This window comes from Roseovarius sp., assembly GCF_965228755.1.
GTDB lineage: Bacteria > Pseudomonadota > Alphaproteobacteria > Rhodobacterales > Rhodobacteraceae > Roseovarius.
On the sequence record NZ_CBDDIG010000002.1, the window covers coordinates 1 to 23,996 of the forward strand.

24 protein-coding genes and 1 riboswitch are annotated in these 23,996 nt (G+C 68.5%); of the genes, 15 read left to right on the plus strand and 9 right to left on the minus strand.

Annotation, left to right across the window (positions count from 1 at the left end):
* Positions 1-1,080: AAA family ATPase (locus tag ACO07J_RS00140; RefSeq protein ID WP_422025142.1), on the minus strand; the 1,080-nt coding region annotated here is incomplete at its 3' end.
* A 259-nt stretch (positions 1,081-1,339) separates the two neighbouring features.
* Positions 1,340-1,565, plus strand: a riboswitch (cobalamin riboswitch).
* Between the two features lie 36 nt (positions 1,566-1,601).
* On the opposite strand from ACO07J_RS00140, the gene ACO07J_RS00145 reads away from it, so the two are divergent.
* The 3 genes from ACO07J_RS00145 (at position 1,602) to ACO07J_RS00155 (ending at position 3,027) form a co-directional block, all read left to right on the plus strand.
* Positions 1,602-1,766 (plus strand): CbtB domain-containing protein, encoded by a 165-nt coding sequence (locus ACO07J_RS00145; protein ID WP_422025144.1) that lies wholly within the window; start codon positions 1,602-1,604, stop codon positions 1,764-1,766.
* A gap of 3 nt (positions 1,767-1,769) precedes the next feature.
* Positions 1,770-2,462: a CbtA family protein gene (locus tag ACO07J_RS00150; RefSeq protein WP_422025146.1), complete on the plus strand. Its 693-nt coding sequence runs from the start codon at positions 1,770-1,772 to the stop codon at positions 2,460-2,462.
* Between the two features lie 67 nt (positions 2,463-2,529).
* Positions 2,530-3,027 (plus strand): hypothetical protein, encoded by a 498-nt coding sequence (locus ACO07J_RS00155; RefSeq protein ID WP_422025148.1) that lies wholly within the window; start codon positions 2,530-2,532, stop codon positions 3,025-3,027.
* A 119-nt stretch (positions 3,028-3,146) separates the two neighbouring features.
* On the opposite strand, the gene ACO07J_RS00160 is transcribed toward ACO07J_RS00155, so the two are convergent.
* On the minus strand, positions 3,147-3,473 hold the full coding sequence (locus tag ACO07J_RS00160) for a DUF1636 family protein (protein ID WP_422025150.1): 327 nt from the start codon (positions 3,471-3,473) through the stop codon (positions 3,147-3,149).
* 58 nt (positions 3,474-3,531) lie between these two features.
* On the opposite strand from ACO07J_RS00160, the gene cobW reads away from it, so the two are divergent.
* The 4 genes from cobW to ACO07J_RS00180 all read left to right on the plus strand — a co-directional run bounded on the left by cobW (position 3,532) and on the right by ACO07J_RS00180 (position 9,234).
* Positions 3,532-4,590 (plus strand): cobalamin biosynthesis protein CobW, encoded by a 1,059-nt coding sequence (cobW, locus tag ACO07J_RS00165; RefSeq protein ID WP_422025151.1) that lies wholly within the window; start codon positions 3,532-3,534, stop codon positions 4,588-4,590.
* The gene (locus ACO07J_RS00170; protein ID WP_422025153.1) at positions 4,590-5,048 is read left to right on the plus strand and encodes a GNAT family N-acetyltransferase; all 459 of its coding nucleotides are present in this window, start codon (positions 4,590-4,592) and stop codon (positions 5,046-5,048) included. Before cobW ends, ACO07J_RS00170 begins: the two co-directional genes overlap by 1 nt.
* Before the next feature lie 70 nt (positions 5,049-5,118).
* A complete protein-coding gene (gene cobN, locus ACO07J_RS00175) occupies positions 5,119-8,832 on the plus strand; it encodes a cobaltochelatase subunit CobN (protein ID WP_422025155.1) in 3,714 nt (1,237 codons plus the stop codon).
* Positions 8,833-8,850: 18 nt separating this feature from the next.
* Positions 8,851-9,234 (plus strand): GFA family protein, encoded by a 384-nt coding sequence (locus ACO07J_RS00180; protein ID WP_422025157.1) that lies wholly within the window; start codon positions 8,851-8,853, stop codon positions 9,232-9,234.
* Here the strand turns inward: ACO07J_RS00180 and ACO07J_RS00185 are convergent.
* Positions 9,210-9,614, minus strand: coding sequence for a hypothetical protein (locus ACO07J_RS00185; RefSeq protein ID WP_422025159.1), 405 nt, complete (start codon positions 9,612-9,614; stop codon positions 9,210-9,212). The genes ACO07J_RS00180 and ACO07J_RS00185 overlap by 25 nt on opposite strands.
* A 203-nt stretch (positions 9,615-9,817) precedes the next feature.
* Here ACO07J_RS00185 and cobO point away from each other — a divergent pair, with 203 nt between their 5' ends.
* Both cobO and ACO07J_RS00195 read left to right on the plus strand, forming a co-directional pair.
* Positions 9,818-10,426, plus strand: a complete 609-nt coding sequence (gene cobO / locus ACO07J_RS00190) for a cob(I)yrinic acid a,c-diamide adenosyltransferase (RefSeq protein WP_422025161.1) — start codon at positions 9,818-9,820, stop codon at positions 10,424-10,426.
* An 84-nt stretch (positions 10,427-10,510) separates the two neighbouring features.
* Positions 10,511-11,278: an FCD domain-containing protein gene (locus ACO07J_RS00195; protein WP_422025163.1), complete on the plus strand. Its 768-nt coding sequence runs from the start codon at positions 10,511-10,513 to the stop codon at positions 11,276-11,278.
* Positions 11,279-11,300: 22 nt separating this feature from the next.
* On the opposite strand, the gene ACO07J_RS00200 is transcribed toward ACO07J_RS00195, so the two are convergent.
* Complete coding sequence (locus ACO07J_RS00200) at positions 11,301-11,801, minus strand: hypothetical protein (RefSeq protein WP_422025165.1); 501 nt, start codon at positions 11,799-11,801, stop codon at positions 11,301-11,303.
* Between the two features lie 276 nt (positions 11,802-12,077).
* Here ACO07J_RS00200 and ACO07J_RS00205 point away from each other — a divergent pair, with 276 nt between their 5' ends.
* Genes ACO07J_RS00205 through preA form a run of 3 tightly spaced genes read left to right on the plus strand, consistent with a single transcriptional unit; the run spans position 12,078 to position 15,619 of the window.
* Positions 12,078-13,400 carry an NAD(P)-dependent oxidoreductase gene (locus tag ACO07J_RS00205; RefSeq protein WP_422025167.1) on the plus strand — a complete coding sequence of 441 codons (1,323 nt, stop codon included), beginning with the start codon at positions 12,078-12,080 and terminating at the stop codon, positions 13,398-13,400.
* Between the two features lie 20 nt (positions 13,401-13,420).
* Positions 13,421-14,281 carry a class I SAM-dependent methyltransferase gene (locus tag ACO07J_RS00210; protein ID WP_422025169.1) on the plus strand — a complete coding sequence of 287 codons (861 nt, stop codon included), beginning with the start codon at positions 13,421-13,423 and terminating at the stop codon, positions 14,279-14,281.
* A gap of 33 nt (positions 14,282-14,314) precedes the next feature.
* Positions 14,315-15,619 (plus strand): NAD-dependent dihydropyrimidine dehydrogenase subunit PreA, encoded by a 1,305-nt coding sequence (gene preA, locus ACO07J_RS00215; protein WP_422025171.1) that lies wholly within the window; start codon positions 14,315-14,317, stop codon positions 15,617-15,619.
* A gap of 4 nt (positions 15,620-15,623) precedes the next feature.
* On the opposite strand, the gene ACO07J_RS00220 is transcribed toward preA, so the two are convergent.
* Complete coding sequence (locus ACO07J_RS00220; protein ID WP_422025173.1) at positions 15,624-16,160, minus strand: AAA family ATPase; 537 nt, start codon at positions 16,158-16,160, stop codon at positions 15,624-15,626.
* Positions 16,161-16,430: 270 nt separating this feature from the next.
* On the opposite strand from ACO07J_RS00220, the gene ACO07J_RS00225 reads away from it, so the two are divergent.
* Genes ACO07J_RS00225 through cueR form a run of 3 tightly spaced genes read left to right on the plus strand, consistent with a single transcriptional unit; the run spans position 16,431 to position 20,019 of the window.
* Positions 16,431-17,075 carry an SGNH/GDSL hydrolase family protein gene (locus ACO07J_RS00225; protein ID WP_422025175.1) on the plus strand — a complete coding sequence of 215 codons (645 nt, stop codon included), beginning with the start codon at positions 16,431-16,433 and terminating at the stop codon, positions 17,073-17,075.
* Positions 17,076-17,132: 57 nt separating this feature from the next.
* Positions 17,133-19,622, plus strand: a complete 2,490-nt coding sequence (locus ACO07J_RS00230; protein ID WP_422025177.1) for a heavy metal translocating P-type ATPase — start codon at positions 17,133-17,135, stop codon at positions 19,620-19,622.
* Positions 19,623-19,632: 10 nt separating this feature from the next.
* Complete coding sequence (cueR, locus tag ACO07J_RS00235; protein ID WP_422025179.1) at positions 19,633-20,019, plus strand: Cu(I)-responsive transcriptional regulator; 387 nt, start codon at positions 19,633-19,635, stop codon at positions 20,017-20,019.
* A 3-nt stretch (positions 20,020-20,022) separates the two neighbouring features.
* Here cueR and ACO07J_RS00240 read toward each other — a convergent pair whose 3' ends face one another.
* Genes ACO07J_RS00240 through ACO07J_RS00255 form a run of 4 tightly spaced genes read right to left on the minus strand, consistent with a single transcriptional unit; the run spans position 20,023 to position 23,994 of the window.
* Positions 20,023-21,354 carry an NAD(P)/FAD-dependent oxidoreductase gene (locus ACO07J_RS00240; protein ID WP_422025181.1) on the minus strand — a complete coding sequence of 444 codons (1,332 nt, stop codon included), beginning with the start codon at positions 21,352-21,354 and terminating at the stop codon, positions 20,023-20,025.
* On the minus strand, positions 21,351-22,082 hold the full coding sequence (locus ACO07J_RS00245) for an SDR family NAD(P)-dependent oxidoreductase (RefSeq protein WP_422025183.1): 732 nt from the start codon (positions 22,080-22,082) through the stop codon (positions 21,351-21,353). The genes ACO07J_RS00240 and ACO07J_RS00245 overlap by 4 nt, the downstream gene beginning before the upstream one ends.
* Complete coding sequence (locus ACO07J_RS00250; protein ID WP_422025185.1) at positions 22,079-22,810, minus strand: SDR family NAD(P)-dependent oxidoreductase; 732 nt, start codon at positions 22,808-22,810, stop codon at positions 22,079-22,081. Before ACO07J_RS00250 ends, ACO07J_RS00245 begins: the two co-directional genes overlap by 4 nt.
* Complete coding sequence (locus ACO07J_RS00255) at positions 22,810-23,994, minus strand: cytochrome P450 (protein ID WP_422025187.1); 1,185 nt, start codon at positions 23,992-23,994, stop codon at positions 22,810-22,812. The genes ACO07J_RS00250 and ACO07J_RS00255 overlap by 1 nt, the downstream gene beginning before the upstream one ends.
* Between the last annotated feature and the right edge of the window lie 2 nt (positions 23,995-23,996).

Below are 23,996 nucleotides of genomic sequence, written 5' to 3' on the forward strand. Positions count from 1 at the left end.
CTCGTGACCTTCGGAGGCGTCTTCGAGTTCCTGCGCCTCCTCCTCGAGCCGGGCGATGGTTTCGCCGGCGTCGCGGTTGAGGCTCTCCTCGCGCTCGATATCGCGGGCGAGCTGGGTGATGCGGGATTCCAGCGTCTCGATGCGGGTACGGGCGGTGGCCTCCTGCTCGTCGAGCGAATCGATGGCGACCTGCACGCGCTGCATGATGGCGGCGGCGATGGCCTCCTCTTCGCGCAGGGGCGGCAGTGCGGCCTCGGCCGTGGCGCGGAGGCGGTCGGCCTCGCGCGCGGCGGCCTCGGCGCGGGAGGTGTCGGCGGTGCGCTCGCGAAGCTGCGCCTCGGCGGCGGCGCGGGCCTCGTCGGCCTCCTTCCAGCGACGGTAGAGGAGGAGACCCTCGGCATGGCGCAGCTCCTCGCCGATCTTGCGGTAGCGGGCGGCCTGCCGGGCCTGACGTTCCAGCTGGGCGAGCTGCGCGGCGAGCTGTTCGATGACGTCGTCGACGCGGGTCAGATTCTGCTCGGCGCCGTTCAGCTTCAGCTCGGCCTCGTGACGGCGCTGGTAGAGGCCGGAGATGCCCGCGGCCTCCTCGAGGATGCGGCGGCGGGCCTTGGGCTTGGCGTTGATCAGCTCGGAAATCTGGCCCTGGCGGACGAGCGCCGGGGAATGGGCGCCGGTCGAGGCGTCGGCGAAGAGCATCTGCACGTCGCGGGCGCGAACATCCTTGCCGTTGACCTTGTAGGCGGAGCCCACGTCGCGGGTGATGCGGCGGACGATCTCGAGGTGATCGGCCTCGTTGAAGCCGGCGGGCGCGAGGCGGTCGGAATTGTCGATATGGATCGACACTTCGGCGAAGTTGCGGGCCGGGCGGGTGGCGGCGCCGGCGAAAATCACGTCCTCCATCCCCGAGCCGCGCATCGAGGTGGGGCGGTTCTCGCCCATGACCCAGCGCAGCGCCTCCAGCAGGTTCGACTTGCCGCAGCCATTGGGGCCGACCACGCCGGTCAGCCCGTTCTGGATATAGAGGTCGGTCGGGTCGACGAAGCTCTTGAAGCCGGTCAGCCTGAGTTTTGAGAACTGCACTGTGCTTGCCCCTTGTGGCCGGTGACGCGCCGGTGATTCCGGTCTTGGGGGTCAATGAGAGAGACGCGAACGCCACCTGTCAACGGGGTTTGCCCCGGATATGGGTCATTCTGCACCGTTATCCACAAGATATTGCGATTTGCGCGGCCGGATCGGCGGCGTTCGGCCCATCATCGCGGCGCCCGGCGCACAGGCCCGCCATGCCGCCGGCCCGCGCCGCGATGTCGCAATCGGCCTTGACGCAACGGCGGCCGGGCCTCATACCGGAGGGTGCAAGGGTCCCCATATGGGTGCAAAGCACTCGGGGATAAATCGGGAATGACGTGACGGCGGACCCACTTCGGGAGCCCAGGCGTCAGCCGCCCCCGCGACTGTAAGCGGTGAGCCCCCTGCCACATGCCACCGGGCCGGAAACGGCCTCGGGAAGGCGGCAGGACAGGCTATGACCCGCGAGCCAGGAGACCAGCCTTTGCGTGATGCAATCCACGCCTCGGGTGAGAGGCAAGGAAGGAGAATAGACTATGACCGCACTGGTTCAATCCGCCTCGAAATCGGCCGTTCTGCCGGCTGTTGCCGCCATCGTTCTGGGTTTCGGGATCATCACGCTGGCCGGCCACGTGCAGGCCGCGGCGCTGCATGACGCCGCCCACGACGTGCGCCACGCCACCGGCTTTCCCTGCCACTGAGCCATGTTTCAGCGTATCCTGACCAGCGCGCTGTTCGCTGGGTTCTGCGCGGGGCTGATCGCCGCCGCGCTGCAGTTCGCGTTCGTCCAGCCGGTGCTTCTGCATGCGGAGCTGTACGAGGGCGGTGAGCTTGTCCATTTCGGCGCCGAAGCGGTGTCGGCCCATCCCGAGCTGCCCGGCTTCGACCCGGTGCGCGACGGGATGAGCGTGCTTTTCTCGGCGTTGATCTACGTGGGCTATGCCTTCGTCCTCGTCGCCGGAATGGCGATGGCGGCCGAGCGCGGCGTGCGGATCGACGCCCGCACCGGGCTGATCTGGGGCATCGCGGGCTTCATCGCGTTCCACTTCGCGCCGGCCTTCTCGCTGCCGCCGGAAGTGCCGGGCGTGGCCGCGGCCGATCTGGCCGCGCGGCAGGTCTGGTGGTGGGGTACCGTCGCCGCCACCGGGATCGGCCTTGCGCTGATCGGGCTGGCGCGCGGGCTGGCCGCGACGGGCGCGGGCATCGTGCTGATCCTCGCCCCGCACGTGATCGGCGCGCCGCATCCCGCCAGCTTTGCCGGGCCGGTGCCGCCGGAGATCGCCGCGCTGTTTGCCAGCCGGGCGCTGGGGACGGGTTTTGCCGTCTGGGCGGTGATGGGTTGCCTTGCCGGGTATTTCTGGCAGCGCGAAGGCGCGGGCGAAACTACCACCGCGTGATCGCTCACAATGTCATCCTGTCCGGGCGGCCATCGCGCCGCCCGGCCGTACGACAGGGGATTACCGCATGCCGAAGACCTTCATATTCCTGATCATCGGCCTGTTCTTCGGAACCGGCGCGGGGTTCCTTCTGGCGGCCAGCACCGGTGCGCAGGTCGAAGGGCACGCGCACGGGGCCGAGGTGCACGACCATTCCGCGCACGATCATGGCGAGGGGACAGAGGGACACGACCATTCGCAGCTGACCGAGGCGGAGGGCCCGGCGCCGGAGTTGTCGATCGCGCTGCACCCCGACGGGCGGCAAAGCCGCAACCTCGAGATCATCGCGCGGAACTTCATCTTCGACCCGGAGGCGGTGAACGGGGAGCACATACCGGGCCACGGCCACGCCCATGTCTACGTGAACGGCGTCAAGATCGCCCGCGCCTACGCGCCGTGGTTCCACCTCTCGGCGCTGCCGGTGGGCGAGCACGAGGTGCGGGTGACGCTCAATGCCAACGACCACACGCAACTGGCCGTCGAGGGGGAGCCGATCGAGGTGACCGAGACGCTGGTGATCGAATGATGGCGCTTGTGGCTGGCGTGGGTTTGGGGGGCGCTGCCCCCGACGTTGAAACCCCTTGGGTTTCAACGCCTCCCCCGGGATATTTCCGGCCAGAAGAAGCGCCAGTGGTGCGCCCTGTTTCAGGCCGGGACTCGGCCGATCAGGCAGAAGCGCAGGCGGCCGGCGGGCCGGGCGTCATCGATCCAGCCGTCGGGCGTATCGGCGTAGAGCGCCGCGAAGGCCAGGGTGTCGGCGAGGTCGCTCTCGGGCGCGATATCGCCGAACAGATAGGTGGCCTTGCCCGGCGCGGTGAAGGCCATCGACAGGGGCCGGGCGCAGTTCGACATGCAGTCATGCGCCTGCACCTCGAATTCCATCGCGCGCGTCGCAAGTGCCGCGCGCAAGGTGGCGGCAAAGCCCTTGCCGTCACTTCCCTCGCATGTTGAACAGACCACGATCCGGTGCATGGGGTTCGCCTAGGCGATCGCCGCACCGCTGACAAGCTTTTCGGAAGGAGCTTCACGAATGCCCGCCAAGATCCCCGCAACCGTGGTGACCGGTTTCCTCGGCGCCGGGAAGACCACGCTGATCCGGCACATGCTGGAGAATGCCAACGGCAAGCGCATCGCGCTCATCATCAACGAGTTCGGCGACCTGGGCGTCGATGGCGGCATCCTGAAGGGCTGCGGCATCGAGAACTGTGCCGAGGATGACGTGATGGAGCTGTCGAACGGCTGTATCTGCTGCACCGTGGCCGAGGATTTCGTGCCGACGATGCAGAAGCTGCTCGACCGGCCGGACGCGCCCGATCATATCGTGATCGAGACCTCGGGGCTGGCGTTGCCGCAGCCGTTGGTCCGCGCCTTCAACTGGCCCGAGATTTCCACCCGGGTGACGGTGGATGGCGTGGTGACCGTGGTCGACGGCAAGGCCGTGGCCGAGGGGCGCTTTGCCCATGACGTGGCCGCCGTGGATGCACAGCGGGCGCTGGATGAGAACCTCGACCACGAAACACCGCTGTCGGAGCTGTTCGAGGACCAGATCGCCTGTGCCGACATGATCGTGGTGAACAAGGCCGACCTGCTGGGCGAGGAGGAGGCCGGCGCGCTGGTGGGCCGCCTGCGCTCGGACAGCCGGGCGGGCGTGCAGGTGGTCAAGGCCACGATGGGCGCGCTGCCGGTCGACGTGCTGCTGGGACAGGGGATCGGCGCCGAGGCGGATATGGAGGCGCGGCACGAGGTGCATCACCACCATCACCACGACGATGACGAGGATCACGACCATCACCACGAGCATGACCATGACGAGTTCGAAAGCTTCGTGGTGGCGCGCGACGAGATTGCAGACCCGGCCGCCTTTGCCGAGCAGGTGGCGGGCATCATCCGCCAGCATGACATCCTGCGCCTGAAGGGGTTCGCCGCCGTCTCCGGCAAGCCCATGCGCCTGACGCTCCAGGCGGTGGGGCCGCGGATCGACACCTATTTCGACCGGCCCTTCGGCGCGGACGCCCGCGAGACGCGGCTGGTGGTGATCGGGCAGGCAGGTCTCGACCGGGCGGCGATCGAAGCCGCGCTGCAGGCGTGATGCTCATCGTCGAGCGGGCCGATCCGCTGGCGCCGGGGCCGAAGGCGCTGCTGGAGGCGAGCCACGCGCTGATGCGCGAGATGTTCGAGCCCGAGGAGAACTATTTCCTCGATTTCGAGGCGCTGCGCGGCGACGATATCCGCTTCTTCGCCGCGCGCGAGGGCGGCGAGACGCTGGGCACCGGGGCGCTGGCGCTGAAGGACGGCTATGGCGAGGTGAAGAGCATGTTCACCGCCCCGCAAGCGCGCGGCCGGGGCGTGGCCGCCGCGATCCTGCGGGCGCTGGAGGACGAGGCGCGAACCCTCGGCCTGCCGCTTCTGCGGCTGGAGACGGGCGACCCGCTGGACAGCGCCGTGCGGCTGTATGAACGCGCCGGCTTCACCCGCTGCGGCATCTTCGGCGACTACCGCCCGAACGACAGCTCGGTTTACATGGAAAAGCCGCTGGAAGAGGCGTGACCCCCATGCTTCTTCTTGGCACAAATATCCAAGATCCCGACGCCCGCCACGGGCGGAAAGGCCCGATGTAATGCACCTGCTCGCCGCCACCCCCGGCACGATCGACGACGGCAAGGAACCGGTCGACCTTGGCCAGAGCCCGTCCGACCTCGTCTTCATTTCCGCCGCCGATACGGAGCTGGCGAGCCTGAGCGCCGCACGGGCGGATATGGGCGCGCCGCCGGGATTGCGGCTGGCGAACCTGACGCATCTGCAGCACCCGATGTCGGTGGACCTGCACCTTGATAACTGCGCCACGAAATCGCGGATGGTGGTGGCCCGGGTGCTGGGCGGCGTGGGCTACTGGAAATATGGGGCCGAGCAGTTTGCCGCGCGCTGTCACGAGGCGGGCGTGCCGCTGGCGCTGTTGCCCGGCGATGACAAGCCGGATGCGGAGCTGCGGGAGCTGTCGACGGTGCCGGACGAGGATTACGACGCGCTTTGGGCCTATCTCGTCGAGGGCGGGCCGGAGAACGCGGTGAATTTCCTCGCCTACGCGCAGGCGATGCTGGAGGGGGGCGAGAAGCCCGCCGCCGCCGCGCCGCTGTTGCGGGCGGGCGTTTACTGGCCGGGCGCGGGCGTGGCCGACCTGGCCGCCGCCCAGGGTGCGTGGACCGAGGGCCAGCCGGTGGTGCCGCTGATCTTCTACCGCGCGCTGGTGCAGGGGGCCGGGCTGAACCCCGTGAACCGGCTGGTGAAGGCGCTGCTCAGGGCCGGGCTGAACCCGTTGCCGGTCTTCGTGGCCTCGCTGAAGGATCCGGTGTCGGTGGCGACGCTGGAGCATCTCTTCACCGCCGCGCCGCCTTCGGTGATCCTCAACGCCACCTCCTTCGCCGTGGGCTCGCCCCATGCCGGTGACCAGAGCCCCGACAACCCGCTGACGATGAGCGCGGCGGCGCAGGCGCCGGTGATGCAGGTCGTGCTGGCCGGCTCGTCCGAGGAGGCGTGGAAGGAGGGGCTGACCGGCCTTTCCGCCCGCGATATCGCCATGAACGTGGCCCTGCCGGAGGTGGATGGCCGCGTGCTCTCCCGCGCGGTCAGCTTCAAGGGCGAGGCGTTCTTCGACGAGGCGACGGAATGCCCGGTCGCCACCTACCGGGCGCAGGGCGATCGGATCGATTTCGTGGCGCAGCTTGCGGCGAACTGGGCGCGTCTGAGGCAAACGCCGGAGGCCGAGCGCAAGGTCGCGCTGGTGATGGCAAACTATCCCAACAAGGACGGGCGGCTGGCCAATGGCGTGGGGCTCGATACGCCCGCCGGCACGGTGCATGTGCTGGGCCTGCTGGAACAGGCCGGGTACCGCGTGACCGGCGCGCCCGAGGACAGCGATGCGCTGATGCAGGCGGTGATGGCAGGGCCGACCAACTGGCTGACAGACCGGGCAGAGCGTGGCGGCGGGGTGGAGATGAGCCTCGCCGACTACATGATCGATTACGGCCAGCTTCCGTGGGAGCTGCGCGAGGCGATGGAACGGCGCTGGGGTCCGCCGGAGGCCGACCCTTTCTTCACCCCCGGCGAGGTGGATTGCGGCCGGTTCAGCCTGTCGGTCCTGCAGTTCGGCAACGTGGTCGTCGGCGTGCAGCCCGCGCGCGGCTACAATATCGACCCGACCGATACCTACCATTCCCCCGACCTCGTGCCGCCGCACAATTACCTCGCCTTCTATTTCTGGCTGCGGCACCAGTTTCGGGCGCAGGCGATCGTGCATATGGGCAAGCACGGCAACCTCGAATGGCTGCCGGGCAAGGCGCTGGCGTTGAGCCAGGACTGCTGGCCCGAGGCCGTCTTTGGCCCCACGCCGCATGTCTACCCGTTCATCGTCAACGACCCCGGCGAGGGCACGCAGGCCAAGCGGCGGGCACAGGCGGTGATCATCGACCACCTGACGCCGCCGCTCACGCGGGCCGAGACCTATGGCCCGCTGAAGGATCTCGAGGCGCTGGTCGACGAGTATTACGAGGCGGCTGGGGTCGATCCGCGGCGGATCGACCATTTGCGGCGCGAGATCCTGACGCTGGCCTCGGCCACGGGGCTCGACCGCGATGTCGGCATGGGCGGCGCGGACGAGGAGACCGATCTGGCCAAGCTCGACGCCTATCTCTGCGAGTTGAAGGAGGCGCAGATCCGCGACGGGCTGCATATCTTCGGGCAATCGCCGGAGGGGCGGCAGGCGCTGGACCTGACAATCGCGCTGGCCCGCGTGCCGCGCGGTCAGGGAAAGGGCGGCGACGCCTCGATCATCCGGGCGCTGGCCGATGACCTGAAGCTCGGCTTCGACCCGCTCGATTGCGAGATGGCGGCGGCGTGGGAGGGCCCGAGGCCGGAAGCGCTGGCGCAGGTCGCGGACGATCCGTGGCGCAGCACCGGCGACACGGTGGAGCGGCTGGAACTGCTGGCCGTCGCGATGGTCGAGGGCGCCACCCCGCCCGGCCCCGCGTCGCAGGCGGTGATGGAGGAGATCGGCGGCGCGATCACCCCGACGCTGGCCCGGTGCGGGCCGGAGGAGGGACGCGGGTTGCTCGACGCGCTGGCGGGAAGGTTCGTGCCCCCTGCCCCCTCGGGTGCGCCGACGCGCGGGCGGCTCGACGTGCTGCCCACGGGGCGGAATTTCTTCTCGGTCGACAGCCGGGCGGTGCCGACGCCGACCGCCTGGGCGCTGGGGTGGAAATCGGCCAACCTGCTGATCGAGAAGCATTTGCAGACCCATGGCGACTGGCCGCGCACCATGCTTCTGACGGCCTGGGGCACCGCCAACATGCGCACCGGTGGAGACGATATCGCCCAGGCGATGGCGCTGATGGGGGTGAAACCGAAATGGGACGCGGCGAACCGGCGCGTCACCGGGTTCGAGGTTTTGCCGCAGGGGGTTCTGGGGCGGCCACGGGTGGACGTGACGCTCCGGATCTCGGGCTTCTTCCGCGATGCCTTCCCGCAGCTGATTGCCTTGTTCGACAGCGCCGCGCGGGCGGTGCAGGCGATGGACGAGCCCGAAGATCTCAACCCCGCCGCCGCGCGGGCGAAGGCCGAGGGCACCGGCGCGCGCATCTACGGGGCAAAGCCGGGCGCCTATGGCGCCGGGTTGCAGGCGCTGATCGACGAGCGGCTGTGGTCGGGCAAGGCGGACCTCGCCGAGGCCTATCTCACCTGGGGCAGCTATGCCTATGGCGCCAAGGACGAGGGCACGCCCGACCGGGCGGGGTTCGAGGCGCGGCTGAAGCAGACCGAGGCAATCGTCCAGAACCAGGACAACCGCGAGCACGATATACTCGACAGCGACGATTACTACCAGTTCGAGGGCGGCGCGGCGGCGGCGGTTTCCACCCTTCAGGGCAAGGACCGACCGATCTATCACAACGACCATTCCCGCCCCGAACGCCCCGTCATCCGGACGCTGGAGGACGAGATCGGGCGCGTGGTGCGCAGCCGCGTGGTGAACCCCAAGTGGATCGAGGGCGTGAAGCGCCACGGCTACAAGGGCGCGTTCGAGATCGCGGCGACCGTGGATTACCTCTTTGCCTTCTCGGCCACCACGGGCGCGGTGAGGGATCATCATTTCGACATGGTCGAGGCGGCCTTCCTCGAGGATGACGAGACGCGCGACTTCATCGCCGAGCACAACGCCCCCGCCCTGCGCGAGATGGCCGAGCGGTTGCAGGAAGCCATCGACCGGGGGCTCTGGATGCCGCGCTCGAACTCGGCGCGGGCTCGGATCGAGGCGGCACGGCAGGGAGTGGCCGTGCCCTGACGAAGGGAGACGGAAACGATGACGCTGAAGGGACATTGCCTGTGTGGCGCGGTGCGGTTCGAGCTGGACGGCCCGCATAACTGGGTCGGGCATTGCCATTGCGACAGTTGCCGGCGGGGCAGCGGGGCGCCGCTCGTCACGTTCGTGGGGCATCCGGACGGGAAGTGGCGCTGGACGGGGCAAGAGCCTGCCGTCTACGCCTCCTCGCCCGGGGCCCGGAGGACGTTCTGCCCCACCTGCGGGGCGTCGGTGAGTTACGCCACCGACAGCGCGCCCGGCGAGACGCATTTCCACGCCGCCCTGCTCGACGATCCGGCGGCGGTGCAGCCCACCGAGATCGACCACGCCGACGAGCGCCTGCGCTGGATGCCGGCGGATTACCCCGGCTGCGGGAAGGTCTGATCGGCGGGGACGCAGTAGAGGCTGCCGGTGTCGCCGTTGTCGTGCAGGTCCATCTCGCAGAAGAGCTCCCCGCTGGGCGGGCGCGGCGGCGGCGGGCCGGAACCGCAATCGAGCCGCGCCTCGACCAGCGCGGCATCGCCCTTGAGGCGCGCCACCTCGCAGCCGCTGACCTTCTCGATGGCCAGTACCGCCTTTTCCCCCACCGAGGATAGCCGCGGCGCCCATTCCATGTTGAGGCGGATCGCCTCGGCCCGCCGGCCCTTCACGCGGATGTCGAAGGTGCTGCCGCCAATATGTATCCGCACCGGCTCGACCCCGTAGAATCCGGGGCTGGGCGTGTTGCAGGCCGCGAGCAACAGGAGAAGGGGGAAACAGCGCATGACCCCGAGCGTGGGCGCGGGTTGGTTAATGTCGGGTTAACGGGGCTCTGCCCCACGTCGAATGCCTTGCAGGCATTCGACGTTCCCCGGGATATTGCCGGCCAGAAGAAGCCGGCCGCGCGCGTGACGGCCGGCCGGCGAAAAACCCCGCTTGCACCCTGCGCCCCGCTCGCCCAAAGTCGGACGCCAAAGGGAGAGCCAAGATGACCGACGATCCAGACCGCCACGCGATGAAGATGGCCAAGAAGAAGGCCGCGCGCGACAAGATCATGGCCACCAAGACCGACGAGAAGGGCCTGATCATCATCCATACCGGCAAGGGCAAGGGCAAATCCTCGGCCGCGTTCGGGATGATCTTCCGCTGTATCGCGCACGAGATGCCCTGCGCCGTGGTGCAGTTCATCAAGGGCGGCATGAGCACCGGCGAGCGTGACCTGATCCTGTCGAAATTCTCCGACGCCTGCGCGTTTCACACCATGGGCGAGGGATTCACCTGGGAAACCCAGGACCGCGAGCGCGACACCGAGATGGCGCAGGCCGCGTGGGAGAAGGCGAAGGCGCTGATCCGGGACGAGACAAACCGGATGGTGCTGCTCGACGAGATCAACATCGCGCTGCGCTACGATTATCTTGACGTGAACGAGGTGGTGGAATTCCTGGTGGAGGAAAAGCCCGACATGACGCACGTGGTGCTGACCGGGCGGAACGCCAAGGACGAGCTGATCGAGATCGCCGACCTGGTGACCGAGATGGAGCTGGTGAAGCACCCGTTCCGCTCGGGCGTGAAGGCGCAGATCGGGGTGGAGTTCTAGGCCCCCCGCTCGCCGCATTGACCGCCGGCACCGGCGGGGCCATCATGCGCCATCGCCTGCCCTGCCGCCGCCCGGAGCGCCCGAATGCCGTTTCACCGTGTCACGCCCGAGAAGCTGTCGACCGCCGTCACCCGGCAGGTCGAGAAGCTGATCCTGCGCGGCATCCTGCGCCCCGGCGAGCGCCTGCCGGCCGAGCGGGAGCTGGCCGACCGGCTGGGCGTCTCCCGCCCCAGCCTGCGCGAGGCGATCGGCGAGTTGCAGGAGAAGGGGCTGCTGAAGACGCGGGCGGGGGCCGGGATCTACGTGGCCGACGTGCTGGGCAGTGCCTTTTCCGATGCACTGATCCAGCTGTTTTCCGAGCATGACGAGGCGGTCTTCGACTACATCGCCTTCCGCCGTGACCTCGAGGGGCTGGCGGCGGAGCGGGCCGCCAGGCTGGCCTCGGATACCGACCTGAAGGTGGTGGGCGAGGTCTTTGCCAAGATGGAGGCGGCGCATCGCAAGACAAACCCCGAGGACGAGGCCCGGCTCGATGCCGAGTTCCACATGTCGATCATCGAGGCCAGCCACAACGTGGTGATGCTGCACATGATGCGGTCGATGTTCCAGCTTCTGCGCGAAGGCGTGTTCTACAACCGGCAGGTCATGTTCAAGCAGCGCACCACGCGGGGCGCGCTGCTGGATCAGCACCGGGCGATGAATTCCGCCCTCCAGGCCCGCGACCCCGAAGCGGCGCGGGCGGCGGTCGAGACACATCTGAGCTATGTCGAGACCTGTCTCGAAGACCAAAAGAAGGCCGACCGCAACGAGGAGATCGCCCGCCAGCGGCTGGCGCACGAACAGTCGCGCTAAACCGCGCGACCGTCGCCTTCACTTACTGTTTCTGCTTTTCCGCCGCCACTTTTTCCGCGGCGCGCGCCTCGGCCCATTTGGCTTCCTCGGCCTCGCGGATCTTGCGGTAATAGGCTTCGGCCGCCTCCTGGATGCCGGCCTGCGGCACGGCGAAATCGACGTAGACCGGGTTCGGCACGTGATCGAGCGTCGCGCCGGAACCGGCATCGACCGCCACCCCGATAATCCCGCCGGCGATAAAGTTGCCGGCCGTCGCCGCGGTACCGTCGGAGGAGGATTTCACCGTCACGTGCACCTTGCGCACGTCGCGCCCGTGCTTGAACGTGGCCCAGAAGGATTCCTTTCGGTCGATCCGCATGGCGCAGGGGGTCTGGCAGCTTTTGCCAAGGCCGGTGGTCACCACGGCGCCCGCGGGCTTCGAGGTGAAGGTCACCGCTTCGGTGCTGCCGCGGGTCACGGTGGCGCAGCCGCCGAGGGCGAGGATGCTCGCCGCAAGCAGCGGCGCGACAAGTCTGGAGGACATTTTCCGTTATTCCTTCGTCATATTCTTTTGCTTTTGGGCCAAAACGCCGAGGCGGGGCCTGCCGGGAGGTAAATGGCTGGGGCCACCGCTCGCAAGCCGAAGGCCGCACAATCCTGACGTGCGTGCCGTTTGTTGCCGGCAAGTCACACGTGCCGGAGGCACTGGCTTCGCCCCGTGCCGAAAAGCCGGGCCCGCGTGCTGAAATTTTACCATTTGATAAAAAATAATCCTGTGTCATACTCCTCCGAAAAACACGGCCAACACGTGGAGGACATCTTGACCCACAACGCCCTTTCGCCGGGGATCGTCTCCGGCAGGCTGCAGGCACAGGATTACGAAGAGAACTTCGCCGACCTGCATGAACCTCTCGACGATCACGAAGCGCTGGTGGCGGCGGATCGCTGCTATTTCTGCCATGATGCGCCCTGCATCACCGCCTGCCCCACCGATATCGACATTCCCCTCTTCATCCGGCAGATCGCCACCGGCACGCCCGAAGCGGCGGCCGAGACGATCCTGGGCCAGAATATCCTCGGCGGCATGTGCGCCCGGGTCTGCCCCACCGAGACGCTGTGCGAAGAGGTCTGCGTGCGCGAGGTGGCCGAGGGCAAACCGGTGCTGATCGGCCAGTTACAGCGCTACGCCACCGACACGCTGATGGCGGCGGGCAAGCATCCGTTCCAACGCGCCGAACCCACCGGCAAGCGCGTCGCCGTCGTCGGCGCCGGCCCTGCCGGCCTGTCCTGCGCGCACCGGCTGGCCATGCACGGCCATGACGTGACGCTTTTTGACGGGCGCGAGAAGCCCGGCGGGCTGAACGAATACGGCATCGCCGCCTACAAGACCGTCGGCGGTTTTGCCCAGGCCGAGGTCGACTGGCTGCTGAAGATCGGCGGCATCACGGTGCAGACCGGCAAGCGGCTGGGCCGTGAGCTGTCGCTCGACGCCTTGCGCGACGAGTACGACGCGGTGTTCCTCGGCGTGGGGCTTGGCGGCGTGAACGCGCTCGGGCTCGAGGCCGAGGACAAGGACGGCATCGCCGACGCCGTCGATTTCATCGCCGAGCTGCGGCAGGCCAGCGACCTGTCGGCCCTGCCCGTGGGCCGCGACGTGGTTGTCATCGGTGGCGGCATGACCGCCGTCGACGCCGCCGTGCAGGCCAAGCTGCTGGGTGCGCTCAACGTCAGCCTCGTCTACCGCCGGGGCCGCGACCGGATGAACGCCAGCGTTTTCGAACAGGATCTGGCCGCCTCCAAGGGCGTGCGGATCATCACCAACGCCACCCCCGTCGCCATTCACGGCAACGGCGCGGTGCGCGAGGTCGAGTTCGAGTATACCGACGACGACCTGAAGCCCACCGGCGAACGCTTCCGCCTGCCCGCCGACCAGCTGTTCAAGGCCATCGGCCAGGCGCTGGAGGGCGACGGCCTGCCGAAACTCGACGGCCGCAAGATCGCCGTCACCGGTTCCGGCCGCACCAGTGTCGAGCGCGTCTGGGCCGGGGGCGACTGTGCCGCGGGCGGCGACGACCTGACGGTGACCGCCGTGGCCGAGGGGCGCGACGCCGCCGAAGATATCCACGCAAGCCTCGTTTCGTGATAGGTTTGGCCGACATGGTCATGACCCGCGAAAGGGATACCGCGATGGAGAGCCTCGAAACCCGTGTGGCCGATCACTACGCGGTCGACCGGATCGTCGACGTGATCAGAACGGCGCTGGAACGGGCGGGCGTCGACCCCGAGGCGCCCACGCCGGACGACCTCAAGCCGGTGGACGAGTTCCACACCGGCGGGCAGGAGGCGACGGACGAGCTGTTGAACCAGCTCGACATCACGAAGGACACGCGCGTGCTCGATATCGGCTGCGGCATCGGCGGCACTGCCCGGCACGTGGCGGCGCGGGCGGGCTGCCATGTCACCGGGGTCGACCTGACGCCGGATTACGTGACCGCCGCCAAGACTCTGAGCACGCTGGTCGGGCTCGACGGGCTGACGACGTTCAAGACCGGCAGCGCGCTCGACCTGCCGGTGCCGGACAAGGCCTTCGACCTGGTGCTGATGTTCCATGTCGGCATGAATATCGACGACAAGAAGGGTCTGTTCGCCGAGGTGGCAAGGGTACTCGCCCCCGGTGGCACATTCGCCCTCTTCGATGTGATGCGGCTTTCCGATGCGCCATTGAACTTCCCCTTCCCGTGGGCCGAAACCTCGGGCTTTTCCTTCGTCGACCCGCCCGAGATGTACCGCGAGGCCGCCGCGAAGGCCGGGCTCGGCCAGCTCGAGGAACGCAACCGGCTCGACTTCGCGCTCGACTTCTTCAACCGGGTCTTCGCACGCATGGAAAAGGCCGGCGGCCCGCCGCCGCTGGGCATCCACCTTCTGATGGGCGGCACCGCGAAGGAAAAGCTGCAGAACTACGTCACCCATATATCCGCCGGCGACATCGCCCCGGTCGAAATGATCTTCCGCGCGCCGAACTAGGGCGTGCAGGCAACAGGGAAAGGACCAGACAACATGGCCGATCTGACATCCAACTTCATCGGGATCAAATCCCCCAACCCGTTCTGGCTGGCCTCGGCCCCGCCGACCGACAAGGAATACAACGTCCGCCGCGCCTTCGAGGCCGGCTGGGGCGGCGTGGTCTGGAAGACGCTGGGCGAGGAAGGCCCGCCCATCGTCAACGTGAACGGCCCACGCTACGGCGCGATCTGGGGCGCCGACCGGCGGCTTCTGGGGCTCAACAATATTGAACTCATCACCGACCGCCCGCTGCAGACCAACCTCGACGAAATGACGCGCGTGAAGAAGGATTACCCCGACCGTGCGATCATCGCCTCGCTGATGGTCCCGGTGGAGGAGGAGAGCTGGAAGGCCATCCTCGAAAAGGTCGCGGCCACCGGCTGTGACGGGGTCGAGCTGAACTTCGGCTGCCCCCACGGGATGAGCGAGCGCGGCATGGGCTCGGCCGTGGGCCAGGTGCCGGAATACGTCCAGCAGGTGGCCGAATGGTGCAAGAAGCACACCGACCTGCCGGTGATCGTCAAGCTAACGCCCAACATCACCGATATCCGCAAGCCCGCGCAGGCGGCCAAGGATGGCGGCGCCGATGCGGTGAGCCTCATCAATACGATCAACTCGATCACCGGGGTCGACCTCGACATCTTCGCCCCCGAGCCCACGATCGACGGCAAGGGCGCCCATGGCGGCTATTGCGGCCCGGCGGTCAAGCCCATCGCGCTCAACATGGTGGCCGAGATCGCCCGCACGCCCGACCTTCAGGGCCTGCCCATCTCGGGCATCGGCGGGGTGACCACGTGGAAGGACGCGGCCGAGTTCATGGCGCTTGGTGCCGGCAACGTGCAGGTCTGCACCGCCGCGATGACCTACGGTTTCAAGATCGTGCAGGAGATGATCTCGGGCCTCTCGCATTACATGGACGAGAAGGGCTTCACCTCGGTCGATCAGCTCGTGGGCCGTGCCGTGCCGAACCTTTCCGACTGGCAGCACCTCAACCTCAACTACGTCACCAAGGCCCGCATCGACCAGGACGCCTGCATCAAGTGCGGCCGCTGCTACGCAGCCTGCGAGGATACCAGCCACCAGGCCATCTCGATGTCCGAAGACCGGGTGTTCGAGGTGATCGACGAAGAATGCGTGGCCTGCAACCTGTGTGTCAATGTCTGCCCGGTCGAGGATTGCATCACCATGGAGCGGCTCGCCCCGGGCGAGGTGGACAAGCGCACCGGCAAGGTCGTCGAGGAGGAATACGCCAACTGGACGATGCACCCCAACAACCCCGGCGCCTGCGCGGCGGAGTGATCCGTCAGCCCAGACGCGAGAGCAGAAAATCGGCGCGCGCCCGCACGCCGATTTTCGGCAGGATGACGGTGTCGTAGCCCAGCGCCTCGTAAGCGGCGAGCAGCCTGCGGTATTCGCCCTCCGCCTCGGCGATGCCATGCCGCCGCTCGGCATCGGCGGCGTAGATCTCCGGCCATGGCGGGGTCAGGAACACCTGGCGGTGAAAGCGGGGCACATCGCCCAGCGTCTCCGCCACCGGCACCCCCGCCGCATGCTCCAGCGCCACCGCCGCGTCGATCAGGCCGCGGTCGAAGACCACCCAGCCCGTTTGATGCGCGACTGTCGCCCGGTCCTGCGTCGCAAGGTCGAGGGCGCGGCGGGCGAATGCTTCCATGTCCACCCAAGGCAGGGCTTTTCCCTCGCCCCGGCTCTCCTCGGCCACGATGCGGCGACCGGGTTCGGGAACGGTCGCGACGCCCCGCCGCGCCAACTCATCGAGCAACGTGGATTTCCCGCCGCCGGAGCAGCCGGACAGGATGACGTGGTTGGAGGGATTGGGCATGGGAAGCTCCTTAACGGTCAGGCCCTAACATCAAGCGGCAACAGAAAGTGGGCGGGCCAACATTAACACGCCAGTTGCCCACCCGCGCGGGATCAAGACCTGCACGAGCAAGCCGGGCCCTTCCCGCCCCGGGCTTGACCCGGGGCCTCTGTTTCTCGGCCAACAGGCCCCGGGTCAAGCCCGGGGCGCGACGATCTCATATTGCCCGCCACTCGCAAAACTCCACCGCCCGACCTTGATCCCACCCCCAATCGGATCACTTCCCCTTGAATGAAACACCTGATCCTCCTCTCCCTCCTCCTCCTCCTCGCCGCCTGCGGGCGCGGCGTTCCCGATCAGGCCCGCATCGTCGTCGCCGGCGACTCGGTCATGGCGTGGAACCGCTCCGCCGGGGCGTCGGTGGCGGATCGGCTCGAGGCACGGCTGGGCGAGCCGGTTGGCGATGTCTCTCTCCCGCTGGCCAGGGTGACGGGCGGCGCCGGCCCCCTCAACATCCCCAACCAGCTCGAGGGCATCACCGTCAGCCACGTCGTCCTGAACGGTGGCGCCAATGACCTGACCAGCTGTGAATGCGGCCGGTGCGGCGCCGTGCTCGACCGGCTGATTTCCGAGGACGGTACGCAAGGCGCGATCCCCGCGCTGGTGGCCGATCTGCGGCGGCGCGGGTCACGGGTGATCTGGGCCGATTACTATACCTCGCCCAAATATGCCGGCACGGTTTGCGAGCCGCGCTACAAGGTGCTCGAGGCGCGGCTCGGCCGGATGGCGGCACGCGATGCCGGGGTGACTCTGGCCGATATGGATGACGCGTTGCGGCCTGACGACCTGACCTTCTTCGCTTCCGACAGGACCCACCCCTCGCAGAAGGGCTCGGCCCGCATCGCCGGCCTGATCGCCCCGCTGCTGGCGCGATGACGAATTTTTGACCGCCCCCCTTGACCCTCCAGTGACTGGAACCCCTATCTGGGGGGCATGACCCAGACCCAACACCTCCGAATCGAGATCGACGGGATGACCTGTGCCGGCTGTGCCGGGCGGGCGGAACGTGCGATCTCAGCCGTGCCGGGCGTGGAAAACGCCACGGTGAATTTTGCCAACCGCAGTGCCGAGCTGGATGCAGCGCGCGGCGCCGAGGGGGCGATCGTCGAGGCGCTCGACCGGGCCGGATACCCGGCCCGCCTCGACACGGTGACGCTCGAGGTGTCGGAGATGACCTGCGCCTCCTGCGCCTCGCGCGTCGAGAAAGCCCTGACGGCGCTGCCCGGCGTGGTCGATGCCGCGGTGAACTTCGCCGCCGGGACGGCGACGGTGCAGATCCTCGCCGATGCGGTCACGCCCGCGGAACTGGCCCGCGCCGCATCCGATGCAGGCTACCCGACCGTGCCCGCCGAGGACGGCCCGCGCGCCGACCGCGAGGACGAGGCCACCCCGGCCCTCCGCCGCACGCTCATCGCCGGCGCCCTCACCCTGCCGGTCTTCATCGTCGAGATGGGCGGCCACCTCGTCCCGGCCTTCCACCATTTCGTGCACCAGACCATCGGGCAACAGGCATCGTGGCTCCTGCAATTCGTGCTGGCAACCGTTGTGCTGCTGTGGCCCGGCCGCGAATTCTTCCTCAAGGGCGTGCCCGCCCTCCTGCGCGGCGCGCCCGAGATGAACTCGCTCGTGGCCCTCGGCGCCTCCGCCGCCTGGGCCTTCTCCACCGTCGCCCTCTTCGCCCCGTCGCTCCTCCCCGAAGGCACCCGCGCCGTCTATTTCGAGGCGGCGGCGGTGATCGTGACCCTGATCCTCCTCGGCCGCTGGCTCGAGGCGCGCGCCCGCGGACAGGCCGGTGAAGCGATCCGCAAGCTGGTGGGCCTCCAGCCCAAGACGGCGCGTGTCGAACGGAATGGAGGTTACGAGGATATCCCGCTGGAGAACGTCCAGCCCGGTGACATCCTCCTCGTCCGCCCCGGCGAGAAGATCGCGGTGGATGGCGAGGTGACGAAGGGCGGATCCTACGTCGACGAAAGCATGATCTCGGGCGAGCCCGTCCCCGTCGCCAAATCCCCCGGCGACCGGGTGATCGGCGGCACCGTCAACGGCGACAGCGCCCTCACCTTCCGCGCCACCCATGTGGGCCGCGACACCATGCTCTCGCAGATCGTGGCCGAGGTGCAGCGGGCCCAAGGCACCCGCCTGCCGATCCAGTCGCTGGCCGACCGCGTCGTCGCCGTCTTCGTACCCATCGTCATCGCCATCGCCGTGCTGACGGTGCTTGTGTGGCTGGCCGTCGGCCTCAGCCCCGCCCTCGGCCTCGCGCTGGTCGCGGGCGTCTCGGTGCTGATCATCGCCTGCCCCTGCGCCATGGGCCTCGCGACACCCACCTCGATCATGGTCGGCACCGGCCGCGCCGCCGAACTGGGCGTGCTCTTCCGCAAGGGCGACGCCCTGCAACGGCTCGACGAGGCGCGCGTGGTGGCCTTCGACAAGACCGGCACCCTGACCGAGGGGCGGCCCCGCCTGACCCGGCTGGAAACGGTCGAGGGGCAGGACGAGGACACCGTGCTGCGCCTCGTCGCGGCGGCAGAGGCGCAATCCGAACACCCCATCGCCCGCGCCATCGTCGAGGCCGCCAGCGAACGCGGCCTGACACTCCCACAGGCCGAGCAGATGCGCGCCATAGGCGGCCACGGGCTCTCGGCACAGGTCGACGGGCATGACATGCTGATCGGTACGGCGCGGCTCATGGAGCGTGAAGGCGTCGCGTTCGACACGCTGAACGAAACCGCTGCAGACGTTTCCGACAACGGCCAAAGCCCCGTCTTCATCGCCATCGACGGACAACTCGCCGGCCTCATCGGCGTCGCCGACCGGGTCAAGCCCACCACCCGCGCCGCGCTCGACGCGCTGCGGCGGGAGGGCCTGAAGATCGCCATGATCACCGGTGACACCCCGGCCACCGCCCATGCCATCGCCGCCGATCTGGGCATCGACCATGTCGAGGCCGGCGTCCTGCCCGCCGACAAGCGCCGCACGGTGCAGGCGCTGCGCGACACTCATGGCGCCGTGGCTTTCGTTGGCGACGGCATCAACGACGCCCCCGCCCTGGCCGAGGCCGATATCGGCATCGCCGTGGGCACCGGTACCGACGTGGCCATCGAATCCGCCGACGTGGTGCTGATGTCGGGCGACCTGACCGGCGTGGCCACCGCCCGCCACCTGTCGCACCGCACCATGCGCAACATCCGGCAGAACCTGTTCTGGGCCTTCGCCTACAACGCCGCGCTGATCCCGGTGGCGGCAGGCGTGCTCTACCCGCTGACCGGCACGCTTCTGTCACCGATGCTGGCCGCCGGCGCCATGGCGCTCAGCTCGGTCTTCGTGGTCACCAACGCGCTGCGCCTGCGGCGCGTGGGCAGGGGCGTGACGAAACAGGGGGCCGGGCCCGCCCCGGCGCTGCACCCGGCAGCAGCAGAATGAGGAGATCGCGATGAATATCGGCGACGTATCGGAACGCACAGGCCTCCCGGCCAAGACCATCCGCTATTACGAGGATATCGGCCTTGTCCGCCCGGCGCGCGACACCAATGGCTACCGCGTCTTCCGCGACACCGACGCGCACAAGCTGGCTTTCCTCGGGCGCGCCCGCGCGCTGGGGTTCTCCATCGAGGATTGCCGCACCCTTCTGGCGCTCTACGAGGATGACGACCGCGCCAGCGCCGACGTCAAGGCCGTGGCGACCGAACACCTGCACCAGATCGAGGAGAAGATCGCCCAGCTTCAGGCGATGCGCGACACGCTCAACGAGCTGGTGCGCTGCTGCGCCGGCGACAACCGGCCCGAATGCCCGATCCTGAAGGACCTCGCGCGGCAGTAGTCCTCACATCTCCCGCCCGGCCTTCATCTCGCCCCAGCGGATCACCGCGTTGGCCCCGAGAAACGTCACCGGCCCCGGCGGCAGCCGCTTCGGCGGATCGAGCGCCAGCACCTCGGCCAGCAGCTCCGTCCGGTGACCCGCCGCCAGATCGGCCGTCACCATCCCCAGCATCGTGCCCTTCGCCGTGCCCAGCCCGTTCTGGCAGCACGCGGAATAAAGCCCGGTCTCGACTTCCCCCGTCGCCGGCACGCTGTTCCAGCTCAGGCACAGCCGCCCGCCCCAGCGATATTCCATCCCGACACCCTTCAGCATCGGGAACCGCGCCGCGAAGGCCCCGTCGTGATCCCGCCCCACCCGCGCGATCCGCGCGGCGCTCACCTCCATCGAGGGGTCACAGGTAAACCGGTTGCGGATCACCAGCCGGTCGCCCCCGGTGCCCGAAATCCGCCGCACCGTGGTGCCCATCGGATCGGCCGGCGTCACCCCCCAGCGCGGGCTGCCGCCCAGCCTTTGCGCCTCCTCTCCGGTCAGGGCCCGGGTCATCGAGGCATAGGTGAACACGTGCAGCAACTGGCGTTTGAAATACCCGAAACTGTTGGCGTGCCCGTTCACCGCCAGGATCACTTTCGGCGCCACCACCCGGCCCTTCGGCGTGCTGGCATTCCACGCCCCGTTGCGCTTCAGCTCGGTCACCGGCGAGTTCTCGAAGATCCGCACCCGGTTCGACCGCAACCCCCGTGCCACGCCCCGCACGAACAGCGCCGGCTGGATCATCGCCGCGCCGGGGGTGAACAGCCCGCTCCGGTAATATTCCGTCCCGGTCAGCTCCCGCATCTGCGCGGCATCCAGCATCTCGTGCGCCTCACCCATCGCCGTCAGGTGCTTCGCGTAATCGAGGTTGTGCCGGTGCCCCTTGTCGCTCGCCGCCGCGTTGATCTTGCCCGACCGCGCGAACGCCTCTTCGCCCAGCCCGAACGCCTCGGCCATCTGGCCGGCAAAGTCGATTCCGGCCCGGTTGGCGCGGGTCTGTGCCTTGTCGGCCTCCACCGCCCCACCGTAATCGTCGGAGGCAAGGTCATGCGGCAGGTCGATCATGAAACCACTGTTGCGCCCCGCCGGCCCCTCGCCGATCCGCCGCGCTTCCAGCAGGACGATCCGCGCGTCGGGGTGCAACTGCGAAAGCCGCCGCGTTGCCGCCAGCCCCGCGTACCCCCCGCCGATGACAAGGAAATCCGCCGTCGTCCGCTCCTCCAGCACGTCCGCCGCCGCCGGGTCGGGCAGGATCTCGTTCCAGCCGGACAGGCCGGGATCGACAGGCAGGCGCGTCACCTTCATGGCAGGCTCAACTGGGCGGTGCGGCCGCCGTCGATGGTGTAGATTTGCCCGGTCACGAAACTCGCCTCGTCCGACGCCAGCCAGCAGATCAGCTGGGCCACCTCCTCCGGCGCCCCGGTGCGGCGCAACGGGTGGATGCGCCCGATCCCCTTTCGAAATGCCTCCGGGTCGCCAAGGCTCTCGATGAACGCCTCGTTCAGCGGCGTGTCGATCCAGCCCGGCGCCACGGCGTTGCAGCGTACCCCGTGCTGGCCCTCGTCCACCGCCACCGCCCGGGTCAGCCCGTGCAACCCGGCCTTCGACGCGCCATAGGCCGGGTGGCGGGGGTTGTTGCCCAAGCCTTCGATCGACCCGGTATTGACGATGGCGCCCCGCGCCGCCTTCAGAAGCGGCATCGCGGCGCGGATCATCAGGAAGGGAATGGTCAGGTTCAGGTGAAGCTGCGCGTCCCAGTCTTCCTCGCTGGTCTCCTCCACCGTCCCCTCGCGCATCATGCCCGCGTTGTTCACCAGGATATCGAGCCGCCCCGCCGCCTGCCGCACATGCTCCACGACCCGCGCCGGCGTGGCCCGGTCCGAGAAATCCGCCGCGATGCTCTCATGCGCCGTGCCCCCACGCTGCGCGGTGAACACCCGCGCGCCACCCTCGGCCAAAAGGTCCACCGTCGCCGCCCCCATGCCCGAGGACGCGCCGGTCACCAGCGCCACCTTGCCCGCGAACCGTGTCATATGACGGGCTTGCCTCCATGCACTTCCAAAAGCGCCCCGGTCATGTACCGCGCCGCATCCGAGGCCAGGAACAGGATCACGTCGGCAATCTCCTCCGGCTCGGCAATCCGGCCGATCGGCACGGTCGCGTTCAGCTCGGCAACCGCTTTGTCGGGGTCGAACCCCCGCGCCGCGAAGCCGCTGCGCAGCATCGGCGTGTTCACCTCGTTCGGGCAGACGGCGTTGACCCGGATCCCCTCATGCGCGTGATCCCGGCCAAGGCATTGCGTCAACGAGGCCAGCGCCGCCTTCGACATCACGTAAAGCGGATGGTTCGGCCCCGGCCGCAGACCCCAGCAGGACGCGGTGTTGACGATGGCACCACCGCCCTGCCCCGCCATGATCGGGATCGCCGCCCTGCACAGGCGAAAGGGCGCGGCCACGTTCACCGCCATGGTCAGCGCGTAATCGGCATCCGTCACCTGCGTGATCGGCCCCCGCGTGATCACGCCGGCATTGTTGCACAGCAGGTCGATACCGCCCAGCGCCTCCGCCACCCGCCCGGGCAAGGCATCACAGAACGCGCCATCGCACAGGTCGCCGTCGAAATGCGCCTCGGCCGCCAGATGTGCGGTCTGCCGGTCGGTCACCGCCACGCGCGCCCCCTCGGCCTGCAGCATCGCGACCACCGCCGCGCCGATCCCGCCGGCGGCCCCCGTCACCAGCGCCCGCTGCCCCTCGAACCGCATCAGCCGACCTCGTACCTGATGGGCAGCCGCCGGGCGCCCGTGTTGCCGCTATCGGGCAGCCATTCCGGTGCCCCGTCATAGTCCACCGTCACAAAGGTCTGCCGCAGGGCATCCAGCGCGCAGGCCGTATCGGTGCGGGCCACGAAATGCCCGATGCAATGATGCGCCCCGCCGCCGAACCCGAAATGCTTCCGCCGCTTGGCGGTGATGTCGAACGCCGGGTCGTCGCAATACTCCGGATCGCGGGCCGAGGCATGCACGAAGAGATGCAGGATCGTGTCCTTCGGGATCACCTGCCCGTTCATCTCCACATCCTCCACCGCCTCGCGCGTGGCCCATGTCGTCGTCGGCCGCGCACGGATGAATTCGTCCACCGCGGCAGGGATGAGCGAGGGGTCTTTCCGCAGCAACTGCCATTGCTCTGGGTGCTCGATGAACAACGACAGGCCCAGCCCCAGCAACGCCCGGGTCGTATCGACCCCGCCGAAAATGGAAATCACGATGGTGTTCAGCAGCTCCTCATGACTGCAATCGCCATTGGCGTCGAACTCGGCCACCATCCGCGCCACGTAACTCTCGCCATCCTCCCCCCGCCGCACCCGCGACACCAGCTCGTCGGCAAGGTTGAAGAGCCGCGTGCAGGCCGCGTTGAACCGCTCCTGATGCTGCGGCGCCTCGATCCCCATCGCCAGGCCGAGGTCGCTGGCATCATGCGCCACCTCGGGCCAGCGTTCCCGCGACAGGCCCAGCAGGGTGGTAATGGCCTGCCCGGCAAACGGCTCGCAAAAGGCGCTCTGGAACTCGCAACTCCGCGTCTGCCGCAACCCGTCGCACAGGTCCCGCGCGATCTCGTCGAACGCCGGCTTCAACCCCAGAACGTAGTCATCCGACAGCGCCGGCACCGCCAGCGCCCGCAGCTTGCGATGGTCATCCCCCTCGCGCCCGATCACCGAATCCCGCCAGAAATCCGCGAACCGCCCCTCGATCCCCACCGTGTCGGGCCAGGCGTGGCTGCCCTGCCGGAACCGACGGTCGCGCAGGATGCGCCCCACCTCCATGTAACGCAGCACCGCCAGCCCATAGGGCGTCTCGGCACACCAATGCGCGTCGCGCGCCGCCATCACCTCCGGCCCCCGGGTGGAAAACCCCGGATCGGTCAGGTCGAGATAGGGCAGCGCGGACATGG

Bases quoted from the DNA above. Each gene is read 5' to 3' on its own strand.
- ACO07J_RS00200 (WP_422025165.1), bottom strand. From the start codon at position 11,801: ATGTCCTCCAGACTTGTCGCGCCGCTGCTTGCGGCGAGCATCCTCGCC.
- cueR (WP_422025179.1), top strand. From the start codon at position 19,633: ATGAATATCGGCGACGTATCGGAACGCACAGGCCTCCCGGCCAAGACC.
- ACO07J_RS00145 (WP_422025144.1), top strand. From the start codon at position 1,602: ATGACCGCACTGGTTCAATCCGCCTCGAAATCGGCCGTTCTGCCGGCT.
- ACO07J_RS00195 (WP_422025163.1), top strand. From the start codon at position 10,511: ATGCCGTTTCACCGTGTCACGCCCGAGAAGCTGTCGACCGCCGTCACC.
- ACO07J_RS00180 (WP_422025157.1), top strand. From the start codon at position 8,851: ATGACGCTGAAGGGACATTGCCTGTGTGGCGCGGTGCGGTTCGAGCTG.
- ACO07J_RS00225 (WP_422025175.1), top strand. From the start codon at position 16,431: ATGAAACACCTGATCCTCCTCTCCCTCCTCCTCCTCCTCGCCGCCTGC.
- ACO07J_RS00170 (WP_422025153.1), top strand. From the start codon at position 4,590: ATGCTCATCGTCGAGCGGGCCGATCCGCTGGCGCCGGGGCCGAAGGCG.
- ACO07J_RS00240 (WP_422025181.1), bottom strand. From the start codon at position 21,354: ATGAAGGTGACGCGCCTGCCTGTCGATCCCGGCCTGTCCGGCTGGAAC.
- ACO07J_RS00210 (WP_422025169.1), top strand. From the start codon at position 13,421: ATGACCCGCGAAAGGGATACCGCGATGGAGAGCCTCGAAACCCGTGTG.
- ACO07J_RS00230 (WP_422025177.1), top strand. From the start codon at position 17,133: ATGACCCAGACCCAACACCTCCGAATCGAGATCGACGGGATGACCTGT.
- ACO07J_RS00255 (WP_422025187.1), bottom strand. From the start codon at position 23,994: ATGTCCGCGCTGCCCTATCTCGACCTGACCGATCCGGGGTTTTCCACC.
- ACO07J_RS00155 (WP_422025148.1), top strand. From the start codon at position 2,530: ATGCCGAAGACCTTCATATTCCTGATCATCGGCCTGTTCTTCGGAACC.
- ACO07J_RS00160 (WP_422025150.1), bottom strand. From the start codon at position 3,473: ATGCACCGGATCGTGGTCTGTTCAACATGCGAGGGAAGTGACGGCAAG.
- ACO07J_RS00220 (WP_422025173.1), bottom strand. From the start codon at position 16,160: ATGCCCAATCCCTCCAACCACGTCATCCTGTCCGGCTGCTCCGGCGGC.
- ACO07J_RS00185 (WP_422025159.1), bottom strand. From the start codon at position 9,614: ATGCGCTGTTTCCCCCTTCTCCTGTTGCTCGCGGCCTGCAACACGCCC.
- preA (WP_422025171.1), top strand. From the start codon at position 14,315: ATGGCCGATCTGACATCCAACTTCATCGGGATCAAATCCCCCAACCCG.
- cobN (WP_422025155.1), top strand. From the start codon at position 5,119: ATGCACCTGCTCGCCGCCACCCCCGGCACGATCGACGACGGCAAGGAA.
- cobO (WP_422025161.1), top strand. From the start codon at position 9,818: ATGACCGACGATCCAGACCGCCACGCGATGAAGATGGCCAAGAAGAAG.
- ACO07J_RS00245 (WP_422025183.1), bottom strand. From the start codon at position 22,082: ATGACACGGTTCGCGGGCAAGGTGGCGCTGGTGACCGGCGCGTCCTCG.
- cobW (WP_422025151.1), top strand. From the start codon at position 3,532: ATGCCCGCCAAGATCCCCGCAACCGTGGTGACCGGTTTCCTCGGCGCC.
- ACO07J_RS00150 (WP_422025146.1), top strand. From the start codon at position 1,770: ATGTTTCAGCGTATCCTGACCAGCGCGCTGTTCGCTGGGTTCTGCGCG.
- ACO07J_RS00250 (WP_422025185.1), bottom strand. From the start codon at position 22,810: ATGCGGTTCGAGGGGCAGCGGGCGCTGGTGACGGGGGCCGCCGGCGGG.